This window comes from Rickettsia japonica YH, from assembly GCF_000283595.1.
Classification (GTDB): Bacteria; Pseudomonadota; Alphaproteobacteria; order Rickettsiales; family Rickettsiaceae; genus Rickettsia; species Rickettsia rickettsii.
The window spans coordinates 618,575-640,897 of the sequence record NC_016050.1 but is presented as its reverse complement, the minus strand read 5'-3'; the positions used below and the strand labels follow the sequence as shown (position 1 = coordinate 640,897).

Genomic DNA, 22,323 nt, shown 5'->3' with positions numbered 1-22,323 from the left:
ATGTGTATACTTCGACACAAAACGTTCAGCATCCTAGGACTTACAAAGACATAGCTGCCAATTTTTCAAGTGCTATCTAAGTATATTATTTAGCCTCCGCTTTTGGCGTCCATCTCAGTGAATACTTCTTCCCATGAACCGGTAGTCGCTGCTTTTGAATATTCAGTTGCTCTATTTTCAAAAAAGTTCGTATGTTCGACTCCGTTTAGCATTTCATCAAGCCAAGGAAGGGGGTTATGATTTACCAAATATACATCTTTGAGTCCTAGCTGCATTAAACGACGGTCAGCAATATAACGAATATATTGTCTTACTTCATATGCCGTTAATCCCTCAATACCGCCAACTTCAAAAGCAAGTTCAATAAAGGCATCTTCAAAATGCACAATAGTCGTACAAGCTGCATAAATACGTTTACGTAAAGTTTCTGTCCAAACTTCAGGGTTTTCTCTTACAAAAGTCTTAAACAGAGTAATAATTGAGTTAGTATGAAGTGTTTCATCACGCACTGACCAAGCAATAATCTGTCCCATACCTTTCATTTTATTAAAACGAGGGAAATTAAGCATGATCGCAAAAGAAGCAAATAGCTGTAATCCTTCAGTAAAAGCTCCAAATACTGCGAGTGTAGTTGCTATATCTTCTTTGGCATCCACTCCGAATTGCTGCATATAATCATACTTGTCTTTCATTTCCTTATATTTAAGAAATGCTGAATATTCTACTTCCGGCATACCTACCGTATCAAGTAAATGTGAATATGCCGCGATATGTACCGTTTCCATATTAGAAAATGCCGATAACATCATTAATATTTCAGTCGGTTTAAATACTCGTGAATAATGCTTCATATAGCAATTATTTACTTCAATATCTGCCTGTGTAAAAAAACGAAATATTTGCGTTAATAGATGTTTTTCCCCTGGAGTTAAGTTATATTTCCAATCTTTAACATCGTCGGCAAGCGGTACTTCTTCCGGTAGCCAATGAATTTTTTGTTGAGTGTGCCAAGCTTCATATGCCCATGGATATGAAAACGGTTTATAAATTGGATTTGCATCAAGTAGTGACATAATTTTTTTCTTTTAATTTTTCTATTTCTTCTTTTGAAAGCTTAGTATACTTAATTATTTTCTCTATCGGCTCATTATCCGCTAACATTTCTTTTGCTATTTCTGTATTTCTTCTAGTGTCTCCAATTGCAATACCCTCAGCTTTCCCCTCATTATATTTACTTTTTTGATTTAACTCTTCCGTTTGAGTATCCAGCATCGCTTTAATATAATTATCATATTCTGCTTCACTCCAGTTAAATTATCCAATAGTTTTATAAACTGATAGTACTATTTTCATCTTTTGTATGTTGCGGGGGTTCTTTTGCTCTATCGAATTTAGCCATCATATATAACCAATCATCTTCTAAACTTTCTAACTCATCTGCTTCTTTGGTAAATTTGTCTAATTCAACAAATACGTAAGACAAGCATTTCAGTTGATGCTTACCGTTGCCGACATTAATAGTTTGATGATAGCTAATACATTCTTTTTCCTCGGGCAATGCCTGAAATCCAGAAGTAATTACTACCATTACTACAGGAGCTAGACCAGCATATTCTTTTCCTCTTTTTAATTGCGAAGAAAATGCTATACAACTGTAAAATTTGTACTCTTGCTAAAAAAGCATTGGCATAGCCGTTTTGCATCTCAACAATATAAATATTGCCGGAGTTATCTCGAACTTTTTCGTCTACTATACTCCTTTTATTCTGCCATAAATCCGGCACTTGTTCGTTTGAAATATATTCAAGGTCGATAATCCTTAACTCTTCAGGTAACCTCATAATATTATTGAGAAAGCCTAGTCACCTTGTTTTATCCTTAAACAATTTTTTAAATGCTACATCATTTGTTGGGTCTAAAAATATCTTTGAATAGTTATATTATACTTACTGACAAGCTAAGCATTCTTCGTAGTTACCGGCTTCTGATAACTTATCGTTTTGTTCCTCTAAATCTTTAAAATCGGCCTTTAATACGTCATGCGAGACCTTATCGGCTCGCTGTATTGATGTAGATCTACAGTAATATAAACTTTTTACCCCTTTTGTCCAGGCTTTAAAATGAATATTATTTAAATATTTCTTACTAACATTCCCCGGTAAAAAGATGTTTAAAGATTGTGCTTGCGTAATGTAAGGAGTACGATCGCTTGCCAGTTCAATTAGCCAATTCTGATCAATTTCGTAAGCGGTTTTGAAAACCTGTTTTTCTTCTTCGGATAAAAATGTTAAATGTTGTACTGATCCTTCATGTGTTGCAATCGAAGACCAAACTTGATCATTATTAAATCCTTTCTCCTCTAATAACTTTTCTAAATGTTTGTTACGCACGTTAAAAGAACCGGTTAAAGTCTTTTGTACAAAGCTATTAGCGGCAAACGGCTCTATTCCTGGTGAGGCATTACCTGCTATTACCGAAATTGAGGCGGTAGGTGCTATTGCGGTTTTATTACTAAATCGTTCATTACTGCCTGCATCTAGAGCATCAGGACATGCTCCTTTTTCTTTACCGATTTCTATTGAGGCTTTATCAGTTTCAGCAGATATATATTCAAATATTTTTTTATTCCAAACTTTTGCCATAACCGATTCTATCGGTACTTTTTTCATTTGCAAAAATGAGTGGAAGCCCATTACGCCAAGTCCAACGCTTCGCTCACGTAAAGCCGAATATTTAGCTCTTGCCATAGTATCCGGTGCTTTATTAATAAAGTCTTCTAAAACATTATCAAGGAACAACATAATAGAATGGATAAATTCTTTATCGTCTTTCCACTCTTCGTAATACTCTAAATTTAAAGAGGAAAGGCAGCAAACAGCAGTTCTTGACTTTCCTAGATGGTCAATTCCCGTCGGCAATGTAATTTCGCTACAAAGATTAGACATTTTAACTTGAAGCCCTAATTTTTTTTGATGCTCAGGGATAGATTTATTAACACTATCGATAAATAACAAGTAAGGCTCACCTGTTTCTATTCTAGTAGTTAATAACTTAACCCATAAATCTCTTGCTCTAACTTTATTTACGACTTTTTTGGTAGCAGGACTAACAAGGTCAAAATCCGTATTGTTTTCAACTGCTTTCATAAATTCATCGGTTATAGCTATACCGTGATGAATATTAAGAGCTTTACGGTTAACATCCCCACCTGTCGGACGTCTTATATCGATAAATTCTTCAATTTCAGGGTGATTAATAGGCAAATATACAGCCGATGAACCTCGTCTAATAGAACCTTGCGAAATAGCAAGAGTCATAGAATCCATTACTTTAATAAACGGTATAATACCGGATGAATGACCTTTATCACGAATCCCTTCATTAATAGCACGAACATTACCCCAATAACTGCCAATCCCGCCACCGCGTGCAGCAAGCCAAACATTTTCTGTCCATAAATTTACTATATCGTCTAAGCTATCATCGGTCTCATTCAAGAAGCATGAAATAGGAAGTCCCCTATCCGTTCCGCCGTTACTTAAGATTGGTGTTGCTGGCATAAACCACATTTTACTCATATATTCATATAACTTCTGAGCATGCTGTTTATTTTCGGCATAATAACTAGAAACTCTTGCAAATAAATCTTGAAAATCCTCACCTTTCATAAGATATCGATCTCGCAGAATAGCTTTACCGAAAGGAGTAAGTAAATTGTTATGGTTGTTGTTTATAGTGATTTGAAATTTATTTTTTTTAAGCGTGTTCATTATAGGTACTAATGGGGTTGTAGGCGTTATTTATAATGCTTATTTTGAAAAAATGACACCATATTCAGTGTATAGAATCTTCACTTAAGTAGACACGAGAATAATAATTTATTCAATATAAATATTTATTTTTTTTTAGATTTTTGACTTGACACAAATCACTATTGATTACTATATAGAATAGTTTGTACAAATATTATGCTTTCTTAAGGCACAAACAGTCTTATCCTGCGGAAGTAAGGCAACGTTGCGCGGTTCTCAGTTGCATTTTCGCGTAGACATAAGTTTAAGGATCGATTCCATCTCTGTCATCTCACGATCAAGTCACAGCGTAACAGAAAGAAACCCGATCCATGCAACAAGACCTTATCTATACGGGAATAACGTTAAAGACATTCTCCATCATTCGTATTAAGAGACCTATCGGTGTAACCTCAACAATAAACGATGCAACAAACGTGGTGTGTCGGCTACTATCCAATCAACTTCTGCAACATAATATCCTGGCTCTCTATCTGGAAAAGTTACTTCAATCATTTTAGAAGGAGCTAATGTATGATCCCAGTAAGGAAATTTATCAGAAAGTTCACTATAAATTTCTTCTAAATCATAGTGTTTTTAGTCTATTTTCAAAGGTAAACTCTGCTTTTGTCATTTGCACTATATAACCGCAAGTTTTATGTGACGCAGTATAATTCCATTCTATTGTAAGTTTTTTCTCGCTTTCTAATGATATAGTTTATCCAGTTAAACGTTGGATCTTTTAATTCCGCTCTTATTTCTTGATTAGTAGCATTGACCCAATCTGTAATCTGTACGCCCATCATTAAGAATATGCCCATCTAGTGGTAGCGGTTCCCCTGCAACATCATTTCCAAAACGCTCATCACTCCCTTTCCCTGTTGCAAATTCGTTAAGTTTCCACTCTTCATCTATTAGCTTCTTATCTACACAAACTTTTCCCATTGTGTAAAGCGGGAATATTATTCGACCATGTTTTGGAGTTGGTTGATTGTGTTGTGCTTCATTTTTCATAAATTCGACCTTTATTTAAGTTAAAAATATTAAGTAACTAAAAATACTAAATGTAGTTATAGTAATATAAAACTTAAATTGTTTTTGATATTATAATAAAAATACAGCTTCATAATACCGGACAGCAATGTCTAGCACCCTAGGAGTCAATCCATGTAAGCAACAAAGTTAGAACCTAGGCTGAAGAATTTTGATTTTAAAGATTTTTTATTATATAGCCATGGCTGGGTTACGGTAATAGTGTCTTGAAACGTGCCGGCAGCAGCAAGAGGTTGTGACGGCAGGCGTGCATATACGGTATAGTTTTTTGTGACCGGTTCAAGACCTAGTGTATAGCTATCGGTAAATGTTACAGTACTACTAGTACCGTGACCGAGGATTTGAGTAAAACCGGCATCTTTATACAAATTATAATTCAGCTTACGTACCCCATTAATCATATTTCTTGGGTTATAAATATTAGCAGCTCCTGTACTAAAAGTTATGGTATAACTAACAAGTAGTGATAATAAAGTACTACAAGTAACTGAAGCAGTAACGGAATTTGTGCTAACGGCACCGACATTAAAACTACCGAAATTTACGGTTGGAACTGAAGGATTACATGTTGCAAGTAACGCCATAGCATTTCCTGATATAATCATGTTGATTAATAATATTATTATTGATTTCTTGACATTGCTTAAAAAGAATTTGTCATACCGTGGTGGTCAAGCCACGGTATGACAACGGAGCGTTTTTAGTCCACACAGGAGTAACAATAAAGTCTTCATTTGCATATTGCTTTGCCTAAATCAATTACAGGGTCATTTAAATCTCTATTAACCGGTACGCTAAAATGACAGCATTTATTATTCTCCTCATTCTCGTCACAAATAGAACCGTTTAATAATTCAAGATCTTTAATATATATCTTACCGTCATAGCCTACAAATATTTCTTCATCTAAACCTTCAATACTCACGTACTATCAAATAGAATAAAATGTTTATTACTATCAAATACTATCATTTCAATGCTTTTAATTATTTTAATATTAAAGTCTAATAATACCGCTGATTTTGTTCTTGGAGCAACTTTCAAAGCAATTTCTTCAAACTCTGTATTAAGAAGTAGATTTTCATCGTCTAGTCTTATTTCGGAAGGAACATACGGTGTTAAGTTAGGTACAAGCATTTTACCTTTATCATCGGTATCACCCGCTAGCTAATAGATTATTATTATAAACCCCAACATTCTTTAAACTATTTACTTTAATTAAAGCAAGACCCCCGTTAATCGGTCTTGTCTCATAATAGCTTTTATCAATAGAGAAAATTCCTCCTTTGATATTAAACTGTTTCATTATTTCGGTATCATTTTTCTGCAGATAAACTCCAATATCATTATTTTTACCGTTACGGTTAACTTGTACATTGTAATTTGTAGCTTTAGCTTTGATCAGGTTAGCATTATATCCCCATCCCATATTTGAAGTAATCGGCGAGGAAATACCAAGTTGCTTGGTATGATATGTATTTTGATATAAATCGGTCACTGAAATGCTTTTATTGGAATCTAAATTTAAGTTAAATGGTATATAGGCAAAATTATTTTTACGTTTACTGTTTAAATTGGTACCTATAGTAAAACTTAAGAAACCTTTTTTAGTAATACTTCTTTGATAAGTTGATGATAATATATTTGAGCGTTTACCTTTTTGCATTGTGTTATTTACGACAAAAGACACAAAATTAACACTTATATTACCAAAATCGGTATTACCGCAGCTAGCTGAAATCTGATAATTTAAACTTGAGAAAATTTTATCGGGATAGTTATATACGTCCTGATAATTACTATTATTCCAATCTAAATTACTATTAATATCAAAATATTCCGATTCATAAGTATAGCTGCAATTAATTCTTTGAGAACGACCGAAATTTTTGATATTATTTGCAGATGAAATGCCTATAATGCAAAAATTTCCGATTTTTAAATTATTAGTACCCCCTACTGCTCCATTATTTTTTAAAAATTCAAAATGTCCGCCGCTTGTTAAATAATCATTCATACCAAGCATATAATCAGTATTTAGAACTAAATATTTATAAGCATTGCTATATATAGTAAAATCTTGTCTTTGAAAACCTGCTTCGTAAGAGAAATGTGAAAGCCCGGGACGTAATAAACTCGGTGATGCGTAATAAGGCATAGTAATTGTCTGAACTTTGCCGGTTATATCTTGCGTTTTAACTATTAAATCACCTCTACCGGTGATAACCGGGAATATTGGTTATATCAAAATCCCCCATATGAGCTTTAGCATTATATATAGGTATACTATTTGAAAATATCTCTATACTGCTTGGAAGTTCTGATTTCCCTCTAAAATCCAGTAACGGATAGGTAACTAAATTCGGTCTAACTACAAAATTAGTAGCATACTGAATACCAGCAAATCTAGTTGAATTAGACCAAGAAGACACTTTAGTTATGCTATTATCCCCTACCCACCAATTAGTCATCTTATCCACATTCTCATATGTCCAATTTGTGTCTAAACGTGTAAATTTATTTTGGTTTTTTGTGGTATTTGTGATTTTAGAAAAATTTGATTTAACGGCTTCAGTTTGAAATAAGAAACTATGACTATATACACCGTTTTCAGTGAAATAATTGAGTTCCTCTACTCCGGCTAAATAATTAATATCATCATTTGGACTAAGAGTCACATCATAGTTTAAATATACCCCACTAATAAGTTTAGTATCGACGTTCTTCATAGGACCACCTGAAGCATCAAATGATTGAGGTTGCATTTTTTCCACTGGAAAAGTAATATTTAAATCTAAATTCTCAAAGTTTAAATCATATTTAGTACCCTTAAGCAAATCTAAATTAATATATGCAGTATCATGATAATTCACTAAATCCTGCTTAAGATAATCTTCTTGAACATCAAAATGTTCTATATTTTCAAGAGGAATTAAATAATGACCTTGGGCGTTTTGTACTATAGTCGGCAATATATCGGTTTCGGTATAATTAACTTCTAACGAAACCATCAATTCACTCTCACCCGCAATTTCATTAGCGCTATTCTCAAATTCTACTGCTAGAGGTAATTGGGGCAATAACCCTAACTCCTGATCTTCATGTACGTTTGTATCCACTGCGATTCAAGGCGAAGTATCGCCAAGAGATTCAGAGATAACTCCATCTGCAAAACTCACCGGTATAAAAAAATAATACCTATAAAAACCGATATTATTGTATTTAAAAAGCACATTGCTTTAATTTATTTAGTTTTAAAGATTTTTAACCTGATATTGTTATAGGTATACTATGCTGAACAACAAGATCTACGGTGGAGGTAACACTATTCTCTAACTTCACTCTACGAGGTAATTCTTTTATAAAAATTCTATAGTCTTTTGCTTTAGTAAAATAATTCTGTGTGTTTTTTAAAGCTACCCGTATCAATTGTATTATTTTACCATCATGTAAGGTAAATGTTACCGGAGTTGCCACTAAATCTTTAGTTTCTTTATATTCTTCTATACCATCTTTATATGTACACTTTAAACGAATTAATTGAAACTTTTGAGGTGCATAATCATTCTTTTGTATCGTCATAGTTGCTATTCTATTACCTTTGTTTATCTATATATTGACAGGTATGATAGCGGCACTGGCAAAAGAATTAAAAGTCAAGAATATAGAGTATAATTAGTACCTAAAGTACACTTTATTATAATTGTATTTGTTTGCAGAGTATCGACAGTTGGAACATACGTACCGAAAGCTAAAGGAGTAGCCGAACTATACAAGACGGTAAAACCATCGCACTAACAAGGAAAAAAAACATTAGCGGAGGAGGCAAAACTATTGCCCGTACTTATAGTTAAGATAATAAAACCGATAATATTTTGTAGAATCTTAATTTTCATAATTTATAATAAAAATAATTAATTTCTATTATTAATCTTTTACAAAGTTTAACGATTTTACAAGGCTAGTTTAAGAAATGGTTATATTTAAAGATGAATTGATGATATTTTCCCCACAGAATTTGTTTTGGTTTTTCTTTAAATTTTATTTTTTACATTAAAATATAATGAATATAGCCCAAATTAGCTATAAATAGAAATATAATTGACCACTTTATTTGACTATTATAGTATAATAATACTTTTATTTTTTGCAGGTTATAAAATGACTATTAAAATGGCAATCAGTCAATTTAAATCTCATTGCCTTGCAATAATAGAAAAATTACAAACAGATAAAAAATCTATTATAATTACCAAAAGAGATAGGGAAATAGCACAATATTACCTGTAAATACTAAACAAATCTCATTATTCGGTATGCTAAAAAACAAAGCCGAGATAAAAGCAGATATATTAGAACCCGTAGAAGAAAAGTGGAATGCAGCACAACCTTTAAATGCATCTTGTCTAGTATAATATCCGATAGTTTTGAAAAATCCCCCTGCGCAAGTGTTGGATTTCTATAAATATACTCATATAACCATTGATTATTTCCTCAATATCCAATAAAATCCTTTTTAAAATTTAAATATAAAAAGTATGTATAATACTGATGTTGTAATAATAGGTGCCGGTCCGGTTGGATTATTTGCAATTTTTCAAGCAGGAATGCTTGGCATGAAATGTCATGTTATTGATGCACAAGAAGTTATCGGTGGTCAGTGTATTACCCTATATCCTGAAAAGCCTATTTACGATATACCGGCATATCCTAAAATTGCAGCAGAAGAGCTAATAAAACAGTTAGAACTTCAAGCAGCTCCTTTTAACCCTATATATCATTTAAATCAGCAAGCTATAGAGCTAAATAAACAAGATGATTTTTTTGAAATTAAAACCTCAAAAAACACTCTTATTAAAAGCAAAGTTATTATTATTGCAGCAGGAGCAGGTTCATTCGGTCCAAACAAACCGCCCCTTGCGAATATTGAAGACTTTGAAAGTAAGTCGGTTTTTTATTTCATCAATGATAAAAGCAAATTTGCGGGTAAAAATATAGTTATAGCAGGCGGCGGGGATTCGGCTGTTGACTGGGCTATTTCTCTTTCAGATATTGCAAATAAAATATATTTAGTACATAGGCGGGATAAATTTACGGCAGCTCCTGAAAGCGTAAGGCAATTAAGGCATATTGCAGAAACCGATAAAATCGAGTTAGTAACCGGTTATCAATTAAATGCTTTAGATGGTAATAATAGTGGACTTCAATCGGTTATAGTTAAAGATTTACAAAATAATACTCGCAAATTGGATGCCAATATATTACTACCTTTTTTTGGTTTAAAACAAGATTTAGGTAGCTTAGCAAATTGGGGTTTAAATGTTAAGCTTCACCATATTGAAGTAGACTCTTCCTATTATCAAACTAATATAGCAGGTATTTACGCCATTGGCGATATTGCTCATTATGTTGGTAAGCTTAAGCTGATTCTTACAGGTTTTGCTGAAGCGGCAAGCAGTCTTCATCATGCTTATAGTAGAGTATTTGACGGCAAGGCTCTACATTTTGAGTATTCTACTACCAAAAATACGGGGAAAAGAACTAAGAGTGTTACTAAATAAAGAGATCGTCATTGCGAGCAACCGTAGAGAGCGTGACAATCTCATGAAACAATAACAAACTCCTGAGATTGCTTCGTCAATTACTTACGTAATTTCCTTGCAATGACGTTAAAACTGAACGGAGACAAAAATAAGAGTGAATAATATAATTGACGGTAAAGCATTAGCCAATGAGATACTAGCAGACTTAAAGCTAGAAATTCAAGACCTTACAAGCCAAACCAACGCTTCACCGAAGCTTGCTATAGTCCTAGTAGGCGATAATCCGGCAAGCATTATTTATGTAAAAAACAAAATAAAAAATGCACATAAAATAGGAATTTATACTTTATTAATAAATCTATCTGCTACTATTCATACTAATGATTTAATATCAAAAATCAATGAGTTAAACCTTGATAACGAGATTTCAGGAATTATAGTTCAGCTTCCTTTGCCAAGCTCCATAGATAAAAATAAAATTTTATCGGCAGTATCACCTTCCAAAGATATCGATGGTTTCCACCCTTTAAATGTCGGTTACTTGCATAGCGGAATTAGTCAAGGCTTTATTCCCTGCACTGCTCTTGGTTGTCTTGCAGTTATAAAAAAATACGAACCTAATTTAACCGGTAAAAACGTTGTAATTATTGGACGCTCAAATATAGTAGGAAAACCTTTAAGTGCTTTACTGTTAAAAGAAAATTGCAGTGTTACTATTTGTCATTCTAAGACACACAATTTACGCTCTATTACTTCTAAAGCCGATATTGTCGTTGCTGCAATAGGCTCACCTTTAAAATTAACTGCAGAATATTTTAATCCTGAATCTATAGTAATTGATGTAGGCATTAATAGAATTAGCGGCAATAAAATTATCGGTGATGTTGATTTTGAAAATGTTCAGTCTAAAGTACAATATATTACTCCCGTACCAGGCGGCATCGGACCTATGACTATTGCGTTTTTACTTAAAAATACGGTTAAGGCATTTAAGGATTCCTTATATACTCTTGATACGTGAAAAGTAGATAGACGACGCCAATTTTTCAAATTAAACGAGTATCTTATAAACATTTGCAAGTTCTACATAATTTCTTACATGATCTTGCATATATTCTAAATCTTGATCGGTTAAATATCTAACAAATTTTGCAGGGGATCCCATCCATAATTCTTGAGATTTAATTATCTTCTTTGGCGGGATAAGACTGCCTGCAGCAATAAAAGCATGTTCTTCTATTACTGCATAATCCATTATCGTAGCACTCATACCGATAAAAGCATTATTATGTATTGTACAGACATGAATAAGAGAGAGATGACCGATAGTTTCGCCTATTTCTACCGTCTATTAAATCTTGAAGTATAAATTACACTACCATCTTGTACGTTAGTATTATTTCCTATTTTTATCGATTCAACGTCGCCTCTAAGAACCGTATTAAACCAAATGCTTGAATTACTACCTATTTCAACATCTCCTATTAAAGAGCTGCTTTTGGTAATATATGCATTTTTATCGATTCTTGGTGTAACCCCTTTGTAAGGGATAATGAGCATTAATTATAATCTACCCAAGAAATATTACCGTCTTTACGATAATAAACTATATTGATACGATCATTATTTATATTTTTAAATACTACTGCAGGTAAATCTTCTAAATCCATTTTCATTACCGCTTCTTTTACTGATAATTTTAATATTTCTACAGGCTTTTCAGCGATAATTGCCGGATTATCATTATCTTCGGCGGTAGAGGTTTCACTATCAGATTGCGGATTAATAATATATTTGGTACCTTCGTAAGCAATTTCTGATATTTTTACTTTACCCGCATGATGATTTTTGAATTTTGATTTATATTTTCTAAGCTGTTTTTCTAGTTTTGACATAGCTTTATCAAAAGCTACATATATATCGCTACAACTATCATTACTTTTGACTATATTATGTTTACCTGAGCCATATTTTACTATAATATCACATTTAAAGTTAATTCCCTCTTTTGAAAAATGTATATCTATATTTATTATATCGGTAAAATATTTTTTAACGACTTGCGTAGCCCTCTCTTTTGAATATTCTTGTAAATTATTACCGATAGAAATATGTTGACCTGAAACTGAAATAATCATAAATAACCTTTATAATCTGAAATAATTAATATATAGGCGTTACTAAGTAACCCCTATACAATTAATTTATATTTAGAGTAATTTCAAGTTTTATTACAAATTAATTTATTTAAACTTTAGCCGTAGAGTTTAGGACGCTTATCCTTATTTTGTTGCGATTTAATTAGTTTTTTAGCAGTCTTTCTTACATAATTAGGCTCAATGCCGATTTCTAAGCAGGTAGCATTAAAATTTTCATTATTTTCAAAAAACCATTTTTTAGCGTTATATTCTGCTTTTGTTACCTCTTTCTTGGTAGAAAGTATTGCATCTATTATTACCTGCATAATAATAGCACTTCTAAGAGCAATATCGGGTATAGGATTATAAAGTTTAATACGCTCAAAAGGAGTAGTTCATTTAATGACATACGGTTTAGTCATATAAAACCTCTAATAATTTTTAATAAAGTAAGATCTTGTTAATATAAATGTAACCAATAGGTTTTTCTTTTTTAACAAAGTCCTTAAAAAGGATAATAATTTTCAAGGCTTCAACTAGTAGTGACTAATTTGGATTAATAGAGATATCTAGTAATTATAATATTAGGAATAAGCTATAAAATCTAAACGTTAGGTTCTGTATATTTTTTGATAAAATACGATATTTTACTCTTGCAGAAATAGAAGAATTGTTATATACATTGTTATCTTTTATGTATACCCAAATGATTTCAAGGATTGAATTTTATTTTGAGAGGTGAGCACCCGCAGTCTATACTTAATAGATGAGGATGCAATCCTTGATAAAATGAAAGAGTAATTCTTAAAAGCAGAAGAGTATACAAGGGGGTGTAGCTCAGTTGGTTAGAGCATCTGCCTGTCACGCAGAAGGTCGCGGGTTCGAGTCCCGTCACTCTCGCCAAGCCCTTTCAGGGTTTCGGGATTTCCTGTCGTTTTCTAAAAAATTCATATGCTCCTTTTATTCGCCTTTTGTTTTAATTGTGATATTAAACTCTTTTAAATTCCGAATTTTAAATATTATAAAAAACTAACTTTGTATATTCCTTAAAGCAACCTCAACTCATTTGTTCGTACTTTTAGTTAAATTTCTATTGTATCCTTAAAACTTTTTATTGTGATTCCATCTATAAGCTCATTTTTAACAAAATATTAAAATTTATAGAATTTAATAAGAAAATAATTATGTTTAGATGGTTTCAACCCTCAAATCAAGAATTAATAAGAACTATATAGAAAGAAAATACCGCAGAAACACAAAAATTAATTGCCGCAATGGATATTACTGAATTAAGTAAAGTTAGGGATATTTATATTAGCAGGGCTATTTGCAGCATCCGTACCTATATTTTGAGTTACATTACCATCACCTATAAAATTCAATGTACCGCCTACACCGCCGGTGCTAAGTACTGCTCCATTTGCTCCTACGTTACCGGTTAGCGTAACCCCATCTGCTAAAGCTAAGATAGAGCCATTCTTATTTAAAGCTACGGGAACAGATACATTAGCTGAGAACGTAATGGGGGTTTACTCCGATATTTACGAGTTTTAAGCTGCTGCCGTTAGCTCCAATCGTACCGTTAACATTACCGCTTTGTATTGTCAGTGTGCCTTGGTTATTTGCAGAGGTCGTAAACTGAACTGGTCACACCATTTATTATTAACTCACCATCTGCTCTAAATAATATGTTACCACCCGCTCCTAGGTCTAAAGCTTGGTTAAATGTTACCTGCTATTCATACTAAGTCTTCGTAAATACCGTATTATCGACTACGACATCACCTGCTCCGTCTACTATGAAATTCTTAAGGCGATGGGTATTCTATAGTGTCTACCGTTATTTGCTATAGTTAGGTATTTTGTGATTGCTCCTATTCTCACTATTCCATATTCATCATTGCCAGATTTGTTTAAATTATTATTTTAGCAAATTTACATTCCCATTTGCTGCATCTATTGTATATGTCGTATTATCCGCTATTCTAATATCACCTATATCTCCGGCACTTGGATCATTGATTGTTAAATTAGCATTTATTTGTATTTTTGCTTTTATAGCGTTTAATAATGCAACATTGATTGTATTTTCGGTATTTATTATTAAAGTACCGCCGCTAGCATTACTATTATTAAAAGTAATACCTCCTACATCTAATAGACCATTAACACTTATAGTTCCCGAAGCTAAAACACTATCTGCAAAAACAATATTATTTACCGTAGTATTACCTTGTAAATCAAGAATCTTACCGTTACCTCCATTACACTAAAGTATATTGAAATTATTTATATTTCCATTAAGTATAGCATTCCCTATAAAATTTCTGTTTACTCCGTTAGCACCGTCTATATTACCCGTAACCGTTATGTCGTCATATAAATTAAGTACGGATGTATTAACTTTGTAAATTAATATTAGTAGCTTTTAATATTGTAGAATTAAGTGTTGCCGACCCAAGTAAAACATGTACTGCGGCTAATGAGCCTATATTACCTATATCGCCTGTTATTATGTTACTACTACCAAGATCATGAGCTAGATTTAGTATCCCTTGACCGTCAACGCCGGTAGTATTATTTATATTACCCGTTTCCTACATTTATTCCGGAAAGAGAGTTAGTTAGACCTATGTGATTTGATATACAAATGTTATTGTACCGTTATTGCCAGCTACCGTATTATCTATCTGAGTTGTAATATTTAAACCGTTATTAATTTGTAAAGTAGAATTCTTACCGGCGAAATCTATATTACTAAATGTTTGATTAACGACTCCGGTAACAATTGACATAACATTATTATTAATAAATTTAAGAGGAGCGAAATTAGGAGTAAGACCTACTGTTGCACTAAGAGCACCTATTGACACATTTTGACTTACCTCACCCCCACCAAAAGCAGGTAGTGCTATTAATGTATTTATCCCGCCAATAACAGCATTTGTTTTATCTGCCGATATTTTAATTCCAAGCCCTTTGAATAAATATTGCCGTTATTAAATAATCCTCCTACAAGACCAGCACCGGTACTCAAGCTTACGCTACCGAGATTAGGAATTGTTACTCCTGCAGTATTAGAGCTAGTGAATAATGTTCTGCATAATGATGCCGTTGCTAAAAATTTTCTCAATATTTGTGATTCTTTCATTAATATTAACCCCAATACATTTAATTAATAATTTGTAGCAACTTTTTTACAATAATAAAATAGAAGCAGATAGAGCTAGATTCAGAAAGCTTTAGACAAGATGCATTGACGACTGAGCCTGCGGAATGTACAAAAGTATGTGAGCAAAGGCGCATGTCAGAAAATTCACTTGTATCAAGCTTTCTGAACGACGCTGTACCAAAAAAATATTGTTACTTGGTAGTGTAGAAATTTCATTATGTATTTAGAATTAAGTTAAAGGAATTTCTCAATGAAAGTTGGAAAGCAGAAAGATAAACTAAGCTGTTTTGTCTTTTATTGTAGGCATGGATTTTACTACCTCAGATACGCCGCTTTGAGTAGCTGCCGCAGTAGTAGCAGCATTAATGTGTCACCCCCACAGGGTCCATAAAAACAATAAAAAATACTAAAATTATTAGTATTTTTAACTGGATCCCATGGTCAAGCCACGGGATGACAGAGGTGAAATTGATCCACGCAACAATATAGTCAATTCAGCCCAATTTAGTGACAGGCGTAAGGAAGAGAGTCTATAATAATAGGCGAGTTCAAGATAGTCAGGAATTAAGCAAGAAAAATCACAGTTTGATTGAAAAGTCAAAAAGAATTACCTTACTATAGCTTGCATTAATTTAATATATGATATTTTAACTATTAACAAATCTCTATTTATTTATCGGTGTTCCTACCAAAGCATGCTTAAGTACTTGATCAATATTTGATACAGATATAATTTCTAGGCTTTCTTTTATATTCGGCGGTATATCTTTCAAATCTTTGACATTCTCTTCAGGAATCAACACGGTTTTAATACCTCCTCTACTTGCAGCAAGTAACTTCTCTTTAAGACCACCTATAGGTAAAACATTGCCTCTTAAAGTAATCTCACCGGTCATTGCTACAGTACAATGTACGGGTATTTTAGTCATCAACGAAACAATAGTCGTAAACAAAGCACAGCCGGCAGACGGTCCATCTTTTGGAATAGCTCCGGCCGGTACGTGAATGTGAATATCAAAATCTTTATAATTGTCGTACTTTAATCCAAAATTTGTTGCTCTGCTTCTAAAACAACTATAGGCAGCCATTGCCGATTCTTTCATAACATCACCGAGTTTTCCGGTGGTCTTTATTTCACCTTTCCCTGGAAATGCTAAAGCCTCTATAGTTAAAAGCTCTCCGCCTACTTCAGTGTAAGCAAGTCCCGTAGTACTTCCTATTTGATCTTCTTTCTCGGCAAGCCCGAAATTATATTTCTTAGCTCCTAAAAATTCTTCAAGATGATTACTATCTATGGCGATATGCTTAACACTTTTATCTGCTAAAATCTGCTTTAATGCTTTTCTAGTTAATGCCCCTATTTCACGCTCTAAAGCTCTTACACCTGATTCCTTGGTATAATATCTAATTAAATCCAAAATTGCCGTCTCGGATATAGTAATTTCATCTTTTTTGATTTTATGCATTTTAAATTGTTTTGGAACTAAATAATTTCTGGCAATTTGGAGCTTTGTTTCCTCTACATAACCGGAAATATATATTTTTTCCATTCTATCACTTAAAGCTCTAGGTAAATCATTAGAGTTAGCAGTAGCAATAAATATTACATTTGATAGATCATATTCTACTTCTAGATAATGATCAACAAAGTGACTATTCTGCTCAGGGTCTAATACCTCAAGCAAAGCGGATGCCGGATCACCTCTAAAATCAGAACTCATTTTATCGATTTCATCAAGCAGCATTACAGGATTACTAGTCTTAACTTTCTTAAGTTGACCTAAAATTTTACCGGGCATTGATCCAAGGTAAGTTTTTCTATGCCCTCTGATTTCTGCTTCGTCTCTAACACCACCGAGCGCAAGTTTAGTATATTTTCTGCCCATTCCTTCGGCAATAGATTTTACAAGTGAAGTTTTACCGACCCCTGGCGGACCTATTAAACATAATATAGGTCCTCTAATTTTACTTGAACGCTGTAATACCGCTAAATATTCTATAATTCGTTCTTTAACTTTTTCGAGTCCAAAATGGTCACGATTTAAAATTTTCTCTGCTTGGTTAATATCTATTTTTCTATTATCATACTTACCCCAAGGCAGGCTAAGCAATGTCTCAAGATAGTTACGCGTTACTCCCGACTCCGCTGACATTTGGTTCATGGTACGGAGTTTCTTAAGTTCAGCCTCAGCTTTTTCTTTTGCTTCTTTTGATAATTTTAAACTTTTAATTTTTTTCTCAATATCGGCAAGTTCTGATTTATCTTCATCAAGCTCTTTTTGAATAGCTTTCATTTGTTCGTGCAGATAATAATCACGCTGCGTTTTTTCGATTTGCTTTCTTACTCTTTGCTGCAATGCCTGCTCGGTTTCTGAATTTACTATATTGGAAGTAAGCGTACTAATAACCGTAGTGATACGCTTAAAAGGACTAGTTTCTTCTAATAAATGCTGCTTTGCCTCAAGTGAAGTTATCAAATGTGAGGCTAATATATTTATAATATCTATGAAATTAGTGCTATTACTTATTTCTTTATTGATAGTTTCAATAATTTCTGCATTAACTTTCTTATCATTAATCGCATATTTACTAAATAGTTGTACTGCATTATCAACGAGTGAACGCATGTTATTAACGTCAAATATTTCTTCATCTGGAATAATTTCGTAATTTGCTTCAAAAGCTTCCTCGCCTTTGATATTGCTTAACTTTACTCTTGCTACTGCTTCTATTAAGATTTTTGCCGTATTATTAGGCAGCTTCACTATTTGGATAATCTTGGCAAGTATAGCTGTGTTATAAAGTTCGTGTGTACTAGGGTTTTCTTGATCAAATTTTTTCTGTAAAGTTACTAAAATATATTTACTATTATCTTCCGCGGAAATGGTAGTATGAGAGAGTGCTTGCAACGATTTTGGCCTACCCACAAAAATAGGAGCAATTACTCCCGGGAATACTACCATATCTCTCAGTGCCATTAACGGAAGGGATTTTTTATTCATCAATTAAAACCTTTTAAAATTTCTAATTATTAACTATATAATATAGGATTAACCTGATTTCAAGCTACCATTATTAATTATATTTATGAATTTATTACTACAACCTCCTCAAAATGTAGCAGCCGCACATAATAGAATAAAACAATATCTACATTTAACTCCGATCGTTCACTCTGAAAGCTTAAATGAGATGCTCGGTCATGAGATTTTTTTTAAGGTTGAATCATTACAAAAAACCGGTGCATTTAAAGTTAGAGGCGTGTTAAATCATTTATTAGAATTAAAAGAGCAAGGAAAATTACCTGATAAAATAGTCGGTTATAGTACGGGTAACCATGGAATCGGTCTTGCTTATGCGAGTAAATTATTCGGTATTAAAACAAGGATTTATTTACCGTTAAATACTTCAAAAGTAAAACAGCAAGCAGCTCTTTATTACGGCGGTGAAGTTATATATACATATACTCGACAAGAAGCGGAAGAAAAAGCAAAAGAAGATGAAAAGCAAGGATTTTACTATATGCATCCTTCCGATAGTGATTCTACAATAGCAGGAGCAGGCACGTTATGCTATGAAGCATTACAGCAACTAGGTTTTAGTCCTGATGCTATTTTTGCCTCTTGCGGCGGCGGCGGTTTAATTTCCGGCGCATATCTTGCCAAAGAATTAATATCACCGACAAGCTTGTTAATAGGTTCAGAACCTTTAAATGCCAATGATGCTTATTTATCTGTTAAAGATAATAAAACATATAGATTTAACTATGCTCCGAATACTATTGCGGACGGTCTTAAAACCTTGAGTATATCAGCTCGTACATTTGAATATCTGAAAAAACTTGATGATTTTTATTTAGCAGAAGAATATGAAATATATTACTGGACTGCGTGGCTTACTCATTTACTTAAAGTAATATGCGAGCCGTCAAGTAGTATAAACATGATTTCAGTGGTAAATTTTTTAAAAACACAATCCAAACCTCAAAAATTACTAGTACTAATCTCAGGCGGTAATATCGATCCTATTCTTTATAATGAATTATGGAAAGAAGAGTATTTAAGCATCTCACCTAAATCTTTATGTTCTGAGGTCATTTCTGCGAAAGCAGCAATCTAGTAACCTTTAATGTCATACCGCGACTTGATCGCGGTATCTTAGGACTCAGCTGGTGATACAAGACCCCGTGGTCACGCCACGGGGTGACAATAAAAAATCTAGATTCCCGCTTTCGCGGGAATGACATAGAAATAATGTAACAAAGCCTCCTCACAATGATGAAGTTATATTAAAATTTAACCCTTTCTTCTTACTGCTTCTTGATTTTTAGTAGAAGTATTAGGAGTGATTTGCGGAGGTTTTATATTAGAACTTCTTAGTTTTATTGAATCTTCAAATATGGTTTTATCAAATGCTATTGGATTGATTTTTCTGAGTTCCGCTAAATTAAAATTATTCATTTGTTGCGGTTGAACTATAATAGGCTCACCCGTAACAGGAATTAAATTTTTAAATTCAGGATTAGTTGCTACTTTATCTTTATTTTCATTTAAAAATTTTGTTAGACCTGCAGTAATTTCAGGATTTGTTAAAGCATTTGAAAAGATTTTATCATTAATTGTCTTCACTACATATCCATCACTCAGAGTAATATATTTATCTGCAACTTTTCCTAATCTTTTTTCCAAATAGTTTCTACCTGTAAATATCTGCTTAAATTTTTCCCATAAAGAAATACCTCTATCATTAACATCTTTTAATTCAGTGGCTATTTTAGTACTATTCTCAGTTAGATAAGTAGAATCTAACTTATTTAATTCCCTTATTATTTCAGGATTCTTTATGCCTGATGAGTTAGTAAGTATAATAGTTTGTTCTAATTGCTTACTAATTTCATTATTTTTTTCTAATCTATTACTAATCTGCTGCACCGTATAAGTGGCTGCCTTTTGTAATTCCTTAAATTCCACTTGAGATAATTGATTTACTCTTGGGATAAACTGCTTACTATCTTCATTAAATTTCTGGTTTTTATCCCCTTGCATAATAAATTTTTCATATTTCTCAAGTTTGTCTGGAGTGTTTTTAGGATCTTGTTTTAAGATTTCTATAGCTTGATCTTTTACAGCCTGTGCATATTGCTCTTTAGGTATAGACTTTCCGCTTACGGCTATTAATGCTTCTTTAGTTGCTCTTATAGGATTGGCAAAGATTTCTTCTTCATCTTCTATACCCATCAATAATAATTCATCAAAAGGTCCCCCTTTATTTAGAGGAAGTACAAAACCCTTAAGTGCTGCTTCAGCCCTTGCGACATCAAACTTTAGCTTATCTGCTACACTAGGTATTAGTTTTATATCTTGTCCTAAATTGATATGCAAGTTATCTACTAATTTTTGTATATCTTTATTTTCTACAACTTCACTAATAATTTTACTGGCAAGTACTTCGAGCGTACTAGTGATATATTCTTCAGATTGTAAATATTGTTGAATAGGATCGGTAGTAACAATATTTTTATTCAAAGTATCTAATCTACTATCTACGTTTTTTATATCAACTATTTTATCTTTTACTGCAGCCGATATCTCAGTCACTTCATCGTTTTTTTTAATAGTATCATCTATGTTAGTTATAATCTCTGCCATATAATACTCATTATTAAGTTATTTGATATAATGAACTAAATTATCAAACTTTTTAAAAATTCGCAACTATATTATCATATAAATCACTACTTACTATGCCCTGACTGTTGCCCACTCTCTCTACTTTTATTAAGGTTTTCAACATGAGATATAGGGGGTGATATAGAAGACTTATAGCCTTGGGGTATTGTTTTATTTTGCTTTACAATATTTGGTGCTTGTTTTTTTCTTTGTATTTCTTCCGACAAATTTTTCGTTTCTATATGTAGACTATTACTTTTTTCAAAGTTAGCAAATGCTTGATCTATATTTTTTTGAGCATAATCCGTACCGGTAAAACTGCTACTATTCTTTGCAATAGCTTAGGTTTGGTTACTCTTTGTAATTCTAATGCTATACTTTCTCCCTCCATCCGTGTGTTCCTTAAATATCCAGGATTTAACCCTGCTAATACTCTTTTAGTACCGTTAACAAGTGCAGAATTGCTGCTCTCAAGTAATGGGGCAAAATTCTTGATAATTTCTTTACCTTGCTCTATCATTTTTTCAGACGGTCGTTTACTTATCGCTGGTAATAAAGTTTTAATTATATTAGGCTCATTTACTCCTAACTCATTAATAGACAATAAAGCTTTTGCTTCTTTTTCATTTGTTTGAAAAGTAATTTTTAAAAATTCAGCTATCTTTAATGCTGCTTGTGTTAATGCTTCTACTTGTTTTGGATCATTAATTTGCTCTTGTTTATCAAGTTTAGAGGTAGTATTTTTAGTAAGAAATTTTCTATAGTTACCTAATGTTGTTTCTGAAACATTTTCTTTAAGGTTATCTAATGTTTTATCTATTAATTTCTCTCTATATTGTTCTTTATATATTTTTTGGTTAGCTAACGCTAACATAGCTTTTTCTAATGGTTTTTTAATATCCATCACTTCATCTTCGCTTAAACCATTACGTTTTTTGTCGTTCATTTGCTCTACTT

At 32.7% G+C, this 22,323-nt stretch carries 24 protein-coding genes, 1 tRNA gene and 3 pseudogenes; 6 read left to right on the top strand and 22 right to left on the bottom strand.

Annotated elements, in window-relative coordinates; genetic code table 11:
• Positions 1-89 precede the first annotated feature (89 nt).
• From RJP_RS03445 to RJP_RS11650, 13 genes and pseudogenes are all read right to left on the bottom strand, one after another.
• Complete coding sequence (locus RJP_RS03445) at positions 90-1,073, bottom strand: ribonucleotide-diphosphate reductase subunit beta (RefSeq protein ID WP_014120808.1); 984 nt, start codon at positions 1,071-1,073, stop codon at positions 90-92.
• Positions 1,060-1,272, bottom strand: coding sequence for a hypothetical protein (locus RJP_RS09795; protein ID WP_172413263.1), 213 nt, complete (start codon positions 1,270-1,272; stop codon positions 1,060-1,062). The genes RJP_RS03445 and RJP_RS09795 overlap by 14 nt, the downstream gene beginning before the upstream one ends.
• A 55-nt stretch (positions 1,273-1,327) precedes the next feature.
• Positions 1,328-1,648 carry a PD-(D/E)XK nuclease family transposase gene (locus tag RJP_RS09790; protein WP_172413272.1) on the bottom strand — a complete coding sequence of 107 codons (321 nt, stop codon included), beginning with the start codon at positions 1,646-1,648 and terminating at the stop codon, positions 1,328-1,330.
• Positions 1,533-1,841, bottom strand: a complete 309-nt coding sequence (locus RJP_RS09785) for a PD-(D/E)XK nuclease family transposase (RefSeq protein ID WP_172413262.1) — start codon at positions 1,839-1,841, stop codon at positions 1,533-1,535. The genes RJP_RS09790 and RJP_RS09785 overlap by 116 nt, the downstream gene beginning before the upstream one ends.
• 105 nt (positions 1,842-1,946) lie before the next feature.
• Positions 1,947-3,770, bottom strand: a complete 1,824-nt coding sequence (locus RJP_RS03430) for a ribonucleoside-diphosphate reductase subunit alpha (protein ID WP_014120807.1) — start codon at positions 3,768-3,770, stop codon at positions 1,947-1,949.
• A gap of 677 nt (positions 3,771-4,447) precedes the next feature.
• Positions 4,448-4,805 (bottom strand): annotated as a pseudogene (locus tag RJP_RS11555) (chitin-binding protein).
• Positions 4,806-4,951: 146 nt separating this feature from the next.
• Positions 4,952-5,449, bottom strand: coding sequence for a Csu type fimbrial protein (locus RJP_RS03420; protein ID WP_172413261.1), 498 nt, complete (start codon positions 5,447-5,449; stop codon positions 4,952-4,954).
• A 125-nt stretch (positions 5,450-5,574) separates the two neighbouring features.
• Complete coding sequence (locus RJP_RS03415) at positions 5,575-5,769, bottom strand: hypothetical protein (protein ID WP_024704551.1); 195 nt, start codon at positions 5,767-5,769, stop codon at positions 5,575-5,577.
• Complete coding sequence (locus RJP_RS03410; protein WP_037215315.1) at positions 5,766-5,981, bottom strand: hypothetical protein; 216 nt, start codon at positions 5,979-5,981, stop codon at positions 5,766-5,768. The genes RJP_RS03415 and RJP_RS03410 overlap by 4 nt, the downstream gene beginning before the upstream one ends.
• 19 nt (positions 5,982-6,000) lie before the next feature.
• Complete coding sequence (locus RJP_RS09050) at positions 6,001-7,002, bottom strand: fimbria/pilus outer membrane usher protein (RefSeq protein ID WP_186822685.1); 1,002 nt, start codon at positions 7,000-7,002, stop codon at positions 6,001-6,003.
• Positions 7,003-7,057: 55 nt separating this feature from the next.
• Positions 7,058-7,963: a fimbria/pilus outer membrane usher protein gene (locus tag RJP_RS10455; protein WP_225981209.1), complete on the bottom strand. Its 906-nt coding sequence runs from the start codon at positions 7,961-7,963 to the stop codon at positions 7,058-7,060.
• A 145-nt stretch (positions 7,964-8,108) separates the two neighbouring features.
• Positions 8,109-8,426 carry a molecular chaperone gene (locus tag RJP_RS03380; RefSeq protein ID WP_014120805.1) on the bottom strand — a complete coding sequence of 106 codons (318 nt, stop codon included), beginning with the start codon at positions 8,424-8,426 and terminating at the stop codon, positions 8,109-8,111.
• Between the two features lie 83 nt (positions 8,427-8,509).
• A pseudogene (locus RJP_RS11650) lies at positions 8,510-8,740 on the bottom strand (spore coat protein U domain-containing protein); the annotation flags it as partial.
• Between the two features lie 642 nt (positions 8,741-9,382).
• Here RJP_RS11650 and RJP_RS03365 point away from each other — a divergent pair.
• Positions 9,383-10,405, top strand: a complete 1,023-nt coding sequence (locus RJP_RS03365; protein WP_014120804.1) for an NAD(P)/FAD-dependent oxidoreductase — start codon at positions 9,383-9,385, stop codon at positions 10,403-10,405.
• A 136-nt stretch (positions 10,406-10,541) separates the two neighbouring features.
• Entirely contained in the window at positions 10,542-11,408 is an 867-nt protein-coding gene (gene folD, locus RJP_RS03360; RefSeq protein ID WP_014120803.1) for a bifunctional methylenetetrahydrofolate dehydrogenase/methenyltetrahydrofolate cyclohydrolase FolD, read from the top strand.
• 30 nt (positions 11,409-11,438) lie between these two features.
• Here folD and RJP_RS10450 read toward each other — a convergent pair.
• The 3 genes and pseudogenes from RJP_RS10450 to RJP_RS03340 all read right to left on the bottom strand — a co-directional run bounded on the left by RJP_RS10450 (position 11,439) and on the right by RJP_RS03340 (position 12,902).
• Positions 11,439-11,947 (bottom strand): annotated as a pseudogene (locus RJP_RS10450) (gamma carbonic anhydrase family protein).
• Entirely contained in the window at positions 11,947-12,525 is a 579-nt protein-coding gene (gene hpf, locus RJP_RS03345) for a ribosome hibernation-promoting factor, HPF/YfiA family (protein ID WP_014120802.1), read from the bottom strand. Before hpf ends, RJP_RS10450 begins: the two are co-directional and overlap by 1 nt.
• A gap of 116 nt (positions 12,526-12,641) precedes the next feature.
• Positions 12,642-12,902, bottom strand: coding sequence for a hypothetical protein (locus tag RJP_RS03340; protein WP_225981312.1), 261 nt, complete (start codon positions 12,900-12,902; stop codon positions 12,642-12,644).
• Positions 12,903-13,351: 449 nt separating this feature from the next.
• Between RJP_RS03340 and RJP_RS03335 the strand changes: the two genes are divergently transcribed.
• The 3 genes from RJP_RS03335 (at position 13,352) to RJP_RS09770 (ending at position 14,798) form a co-directional block, all read left to right on the top strand.
• Positions 13,352-13,428, top strand: a tRNA-Asp gene (locus RJP_RS03335).
• Between the two features lie 498 nt (positions 13,429-13,926).
• Positions 13,927-14,079, top strand: coding sequence for a hypothetical protein (locus RJP_RS09775; protein ID WP_172413260.1), 153 nt, complete (start codon positions 13,927-13,929; stop codon positions 14,077-14,079).
• A 464-nt stretch (positions 14,080-14,543) separates the two neighbouring features.
• Complete coding sequence (locus RJP_RS09770) at positions 14,544-14,798, top strand: hypothetical protein (RefSeq protein WP_024704549.1); 255 nt, start codon at positions 14,544-14,546, stop codon at positions 14,796-14,798.
• 357 nt (positions 14,799-15,155) lie between these two features.
• Here the strand turns inward: RJP_RS09770 and RJP_RS10445 are convergent, their stop codons facing one another.
• From RJP_RS10445 to lon, 3 genes are all read right to left on the bottom strand, one after another.
• The gene (locus RJP_RS10445) at positions 15,156-15,398 is read right to left on the bottom strand and encodes a hypothetical protein (RefSeq protein ID WP_024704548.1); all 243 of its coding nucleotides are present in this window, start codon (positions 15,396-15,398) and stop codon (positions 15,156-15,158) included.
• Between the two features lie 50 nt (positions 15,399-15,448).
• Entirely contained in the window at positions 15,449-15,676 is a 228-nt protein-coding gene (locus RJP_RS09760) for a hypothetical protein (protein ID WP_024704547.1), read from the bottom strand.
• 686 nt (positions 15,677-16,362) lie between these two features.
• A complete protein-coding gene (lon, locus tag RJP_RS03310) occupies positions 16,363-18,699 on the bottom strand; it encodes an endopeptidase La (protein WP_024704546.1) in 2,337 nt (778 codons plus the stop codon).
• Between the two features lie 85 nt (positions 18,700-18,784).
• Here lon and RJP_RS03305 point away from each other — a divergent pair, with 85 nt between their 5' ends.
• On the top strand, positions 18,785-19,816 hold the full coding sequence (locus RJP_RS03305; RefSeq protein WP_014120799.1) for a serine/threonine dehydratase: 1,032 nt from the start codon (positions 18,785-18,787) through the stop codon (positions 19,814-19,816).
• 176 nt (positions 19,817-19,992) lie between these two features.
• Here the strand turns inward: RJP_RS03305 and RJP_RS03300 are convergent, their stop codons facing one another.
• The 3 genes from RJP_RS03300 to RJP_RS09570 all read right to left on the bottom strand — a co-directional run bounded on the left by RJP_RS03300 (position 19,993) and on the right by RJP_RS09570 (position 22,312).
• Entirely contained in the window at positions 19,993-21,345 is a 1,353-nt protein-coding gene (locus RJP_RS03300; protein WP_014120798.1) for a hypothetical protein, read from the bottom strand.
• An 86-nt stretch (positions 21,346-21,431) separates the two neighbouring features.
• A complete protein-coding gene (locus RJP_RS09575) occupies positions 21,432-21,593 on the bottom strand; it encodes a hypothetical protein (RefSeq protein ID WP_172413259.1) in 162 nt (53 codons plus the stop codon).
• A 56-nt stretch (positions 21,594-21,649) separates the two neighbouring features.
• Positions 21,650-22,312, bottom strand: coding sequence for a hypothetical protein (locus RJP_RS09570; protein WP_024704545.1), 663 nt, complete (start codon positions 22,310-22,312; stop codon positions 21,650-21,652).
• Between the last annotated feature and the right edge of the window lie 11 nt (positions 22,313-22,323).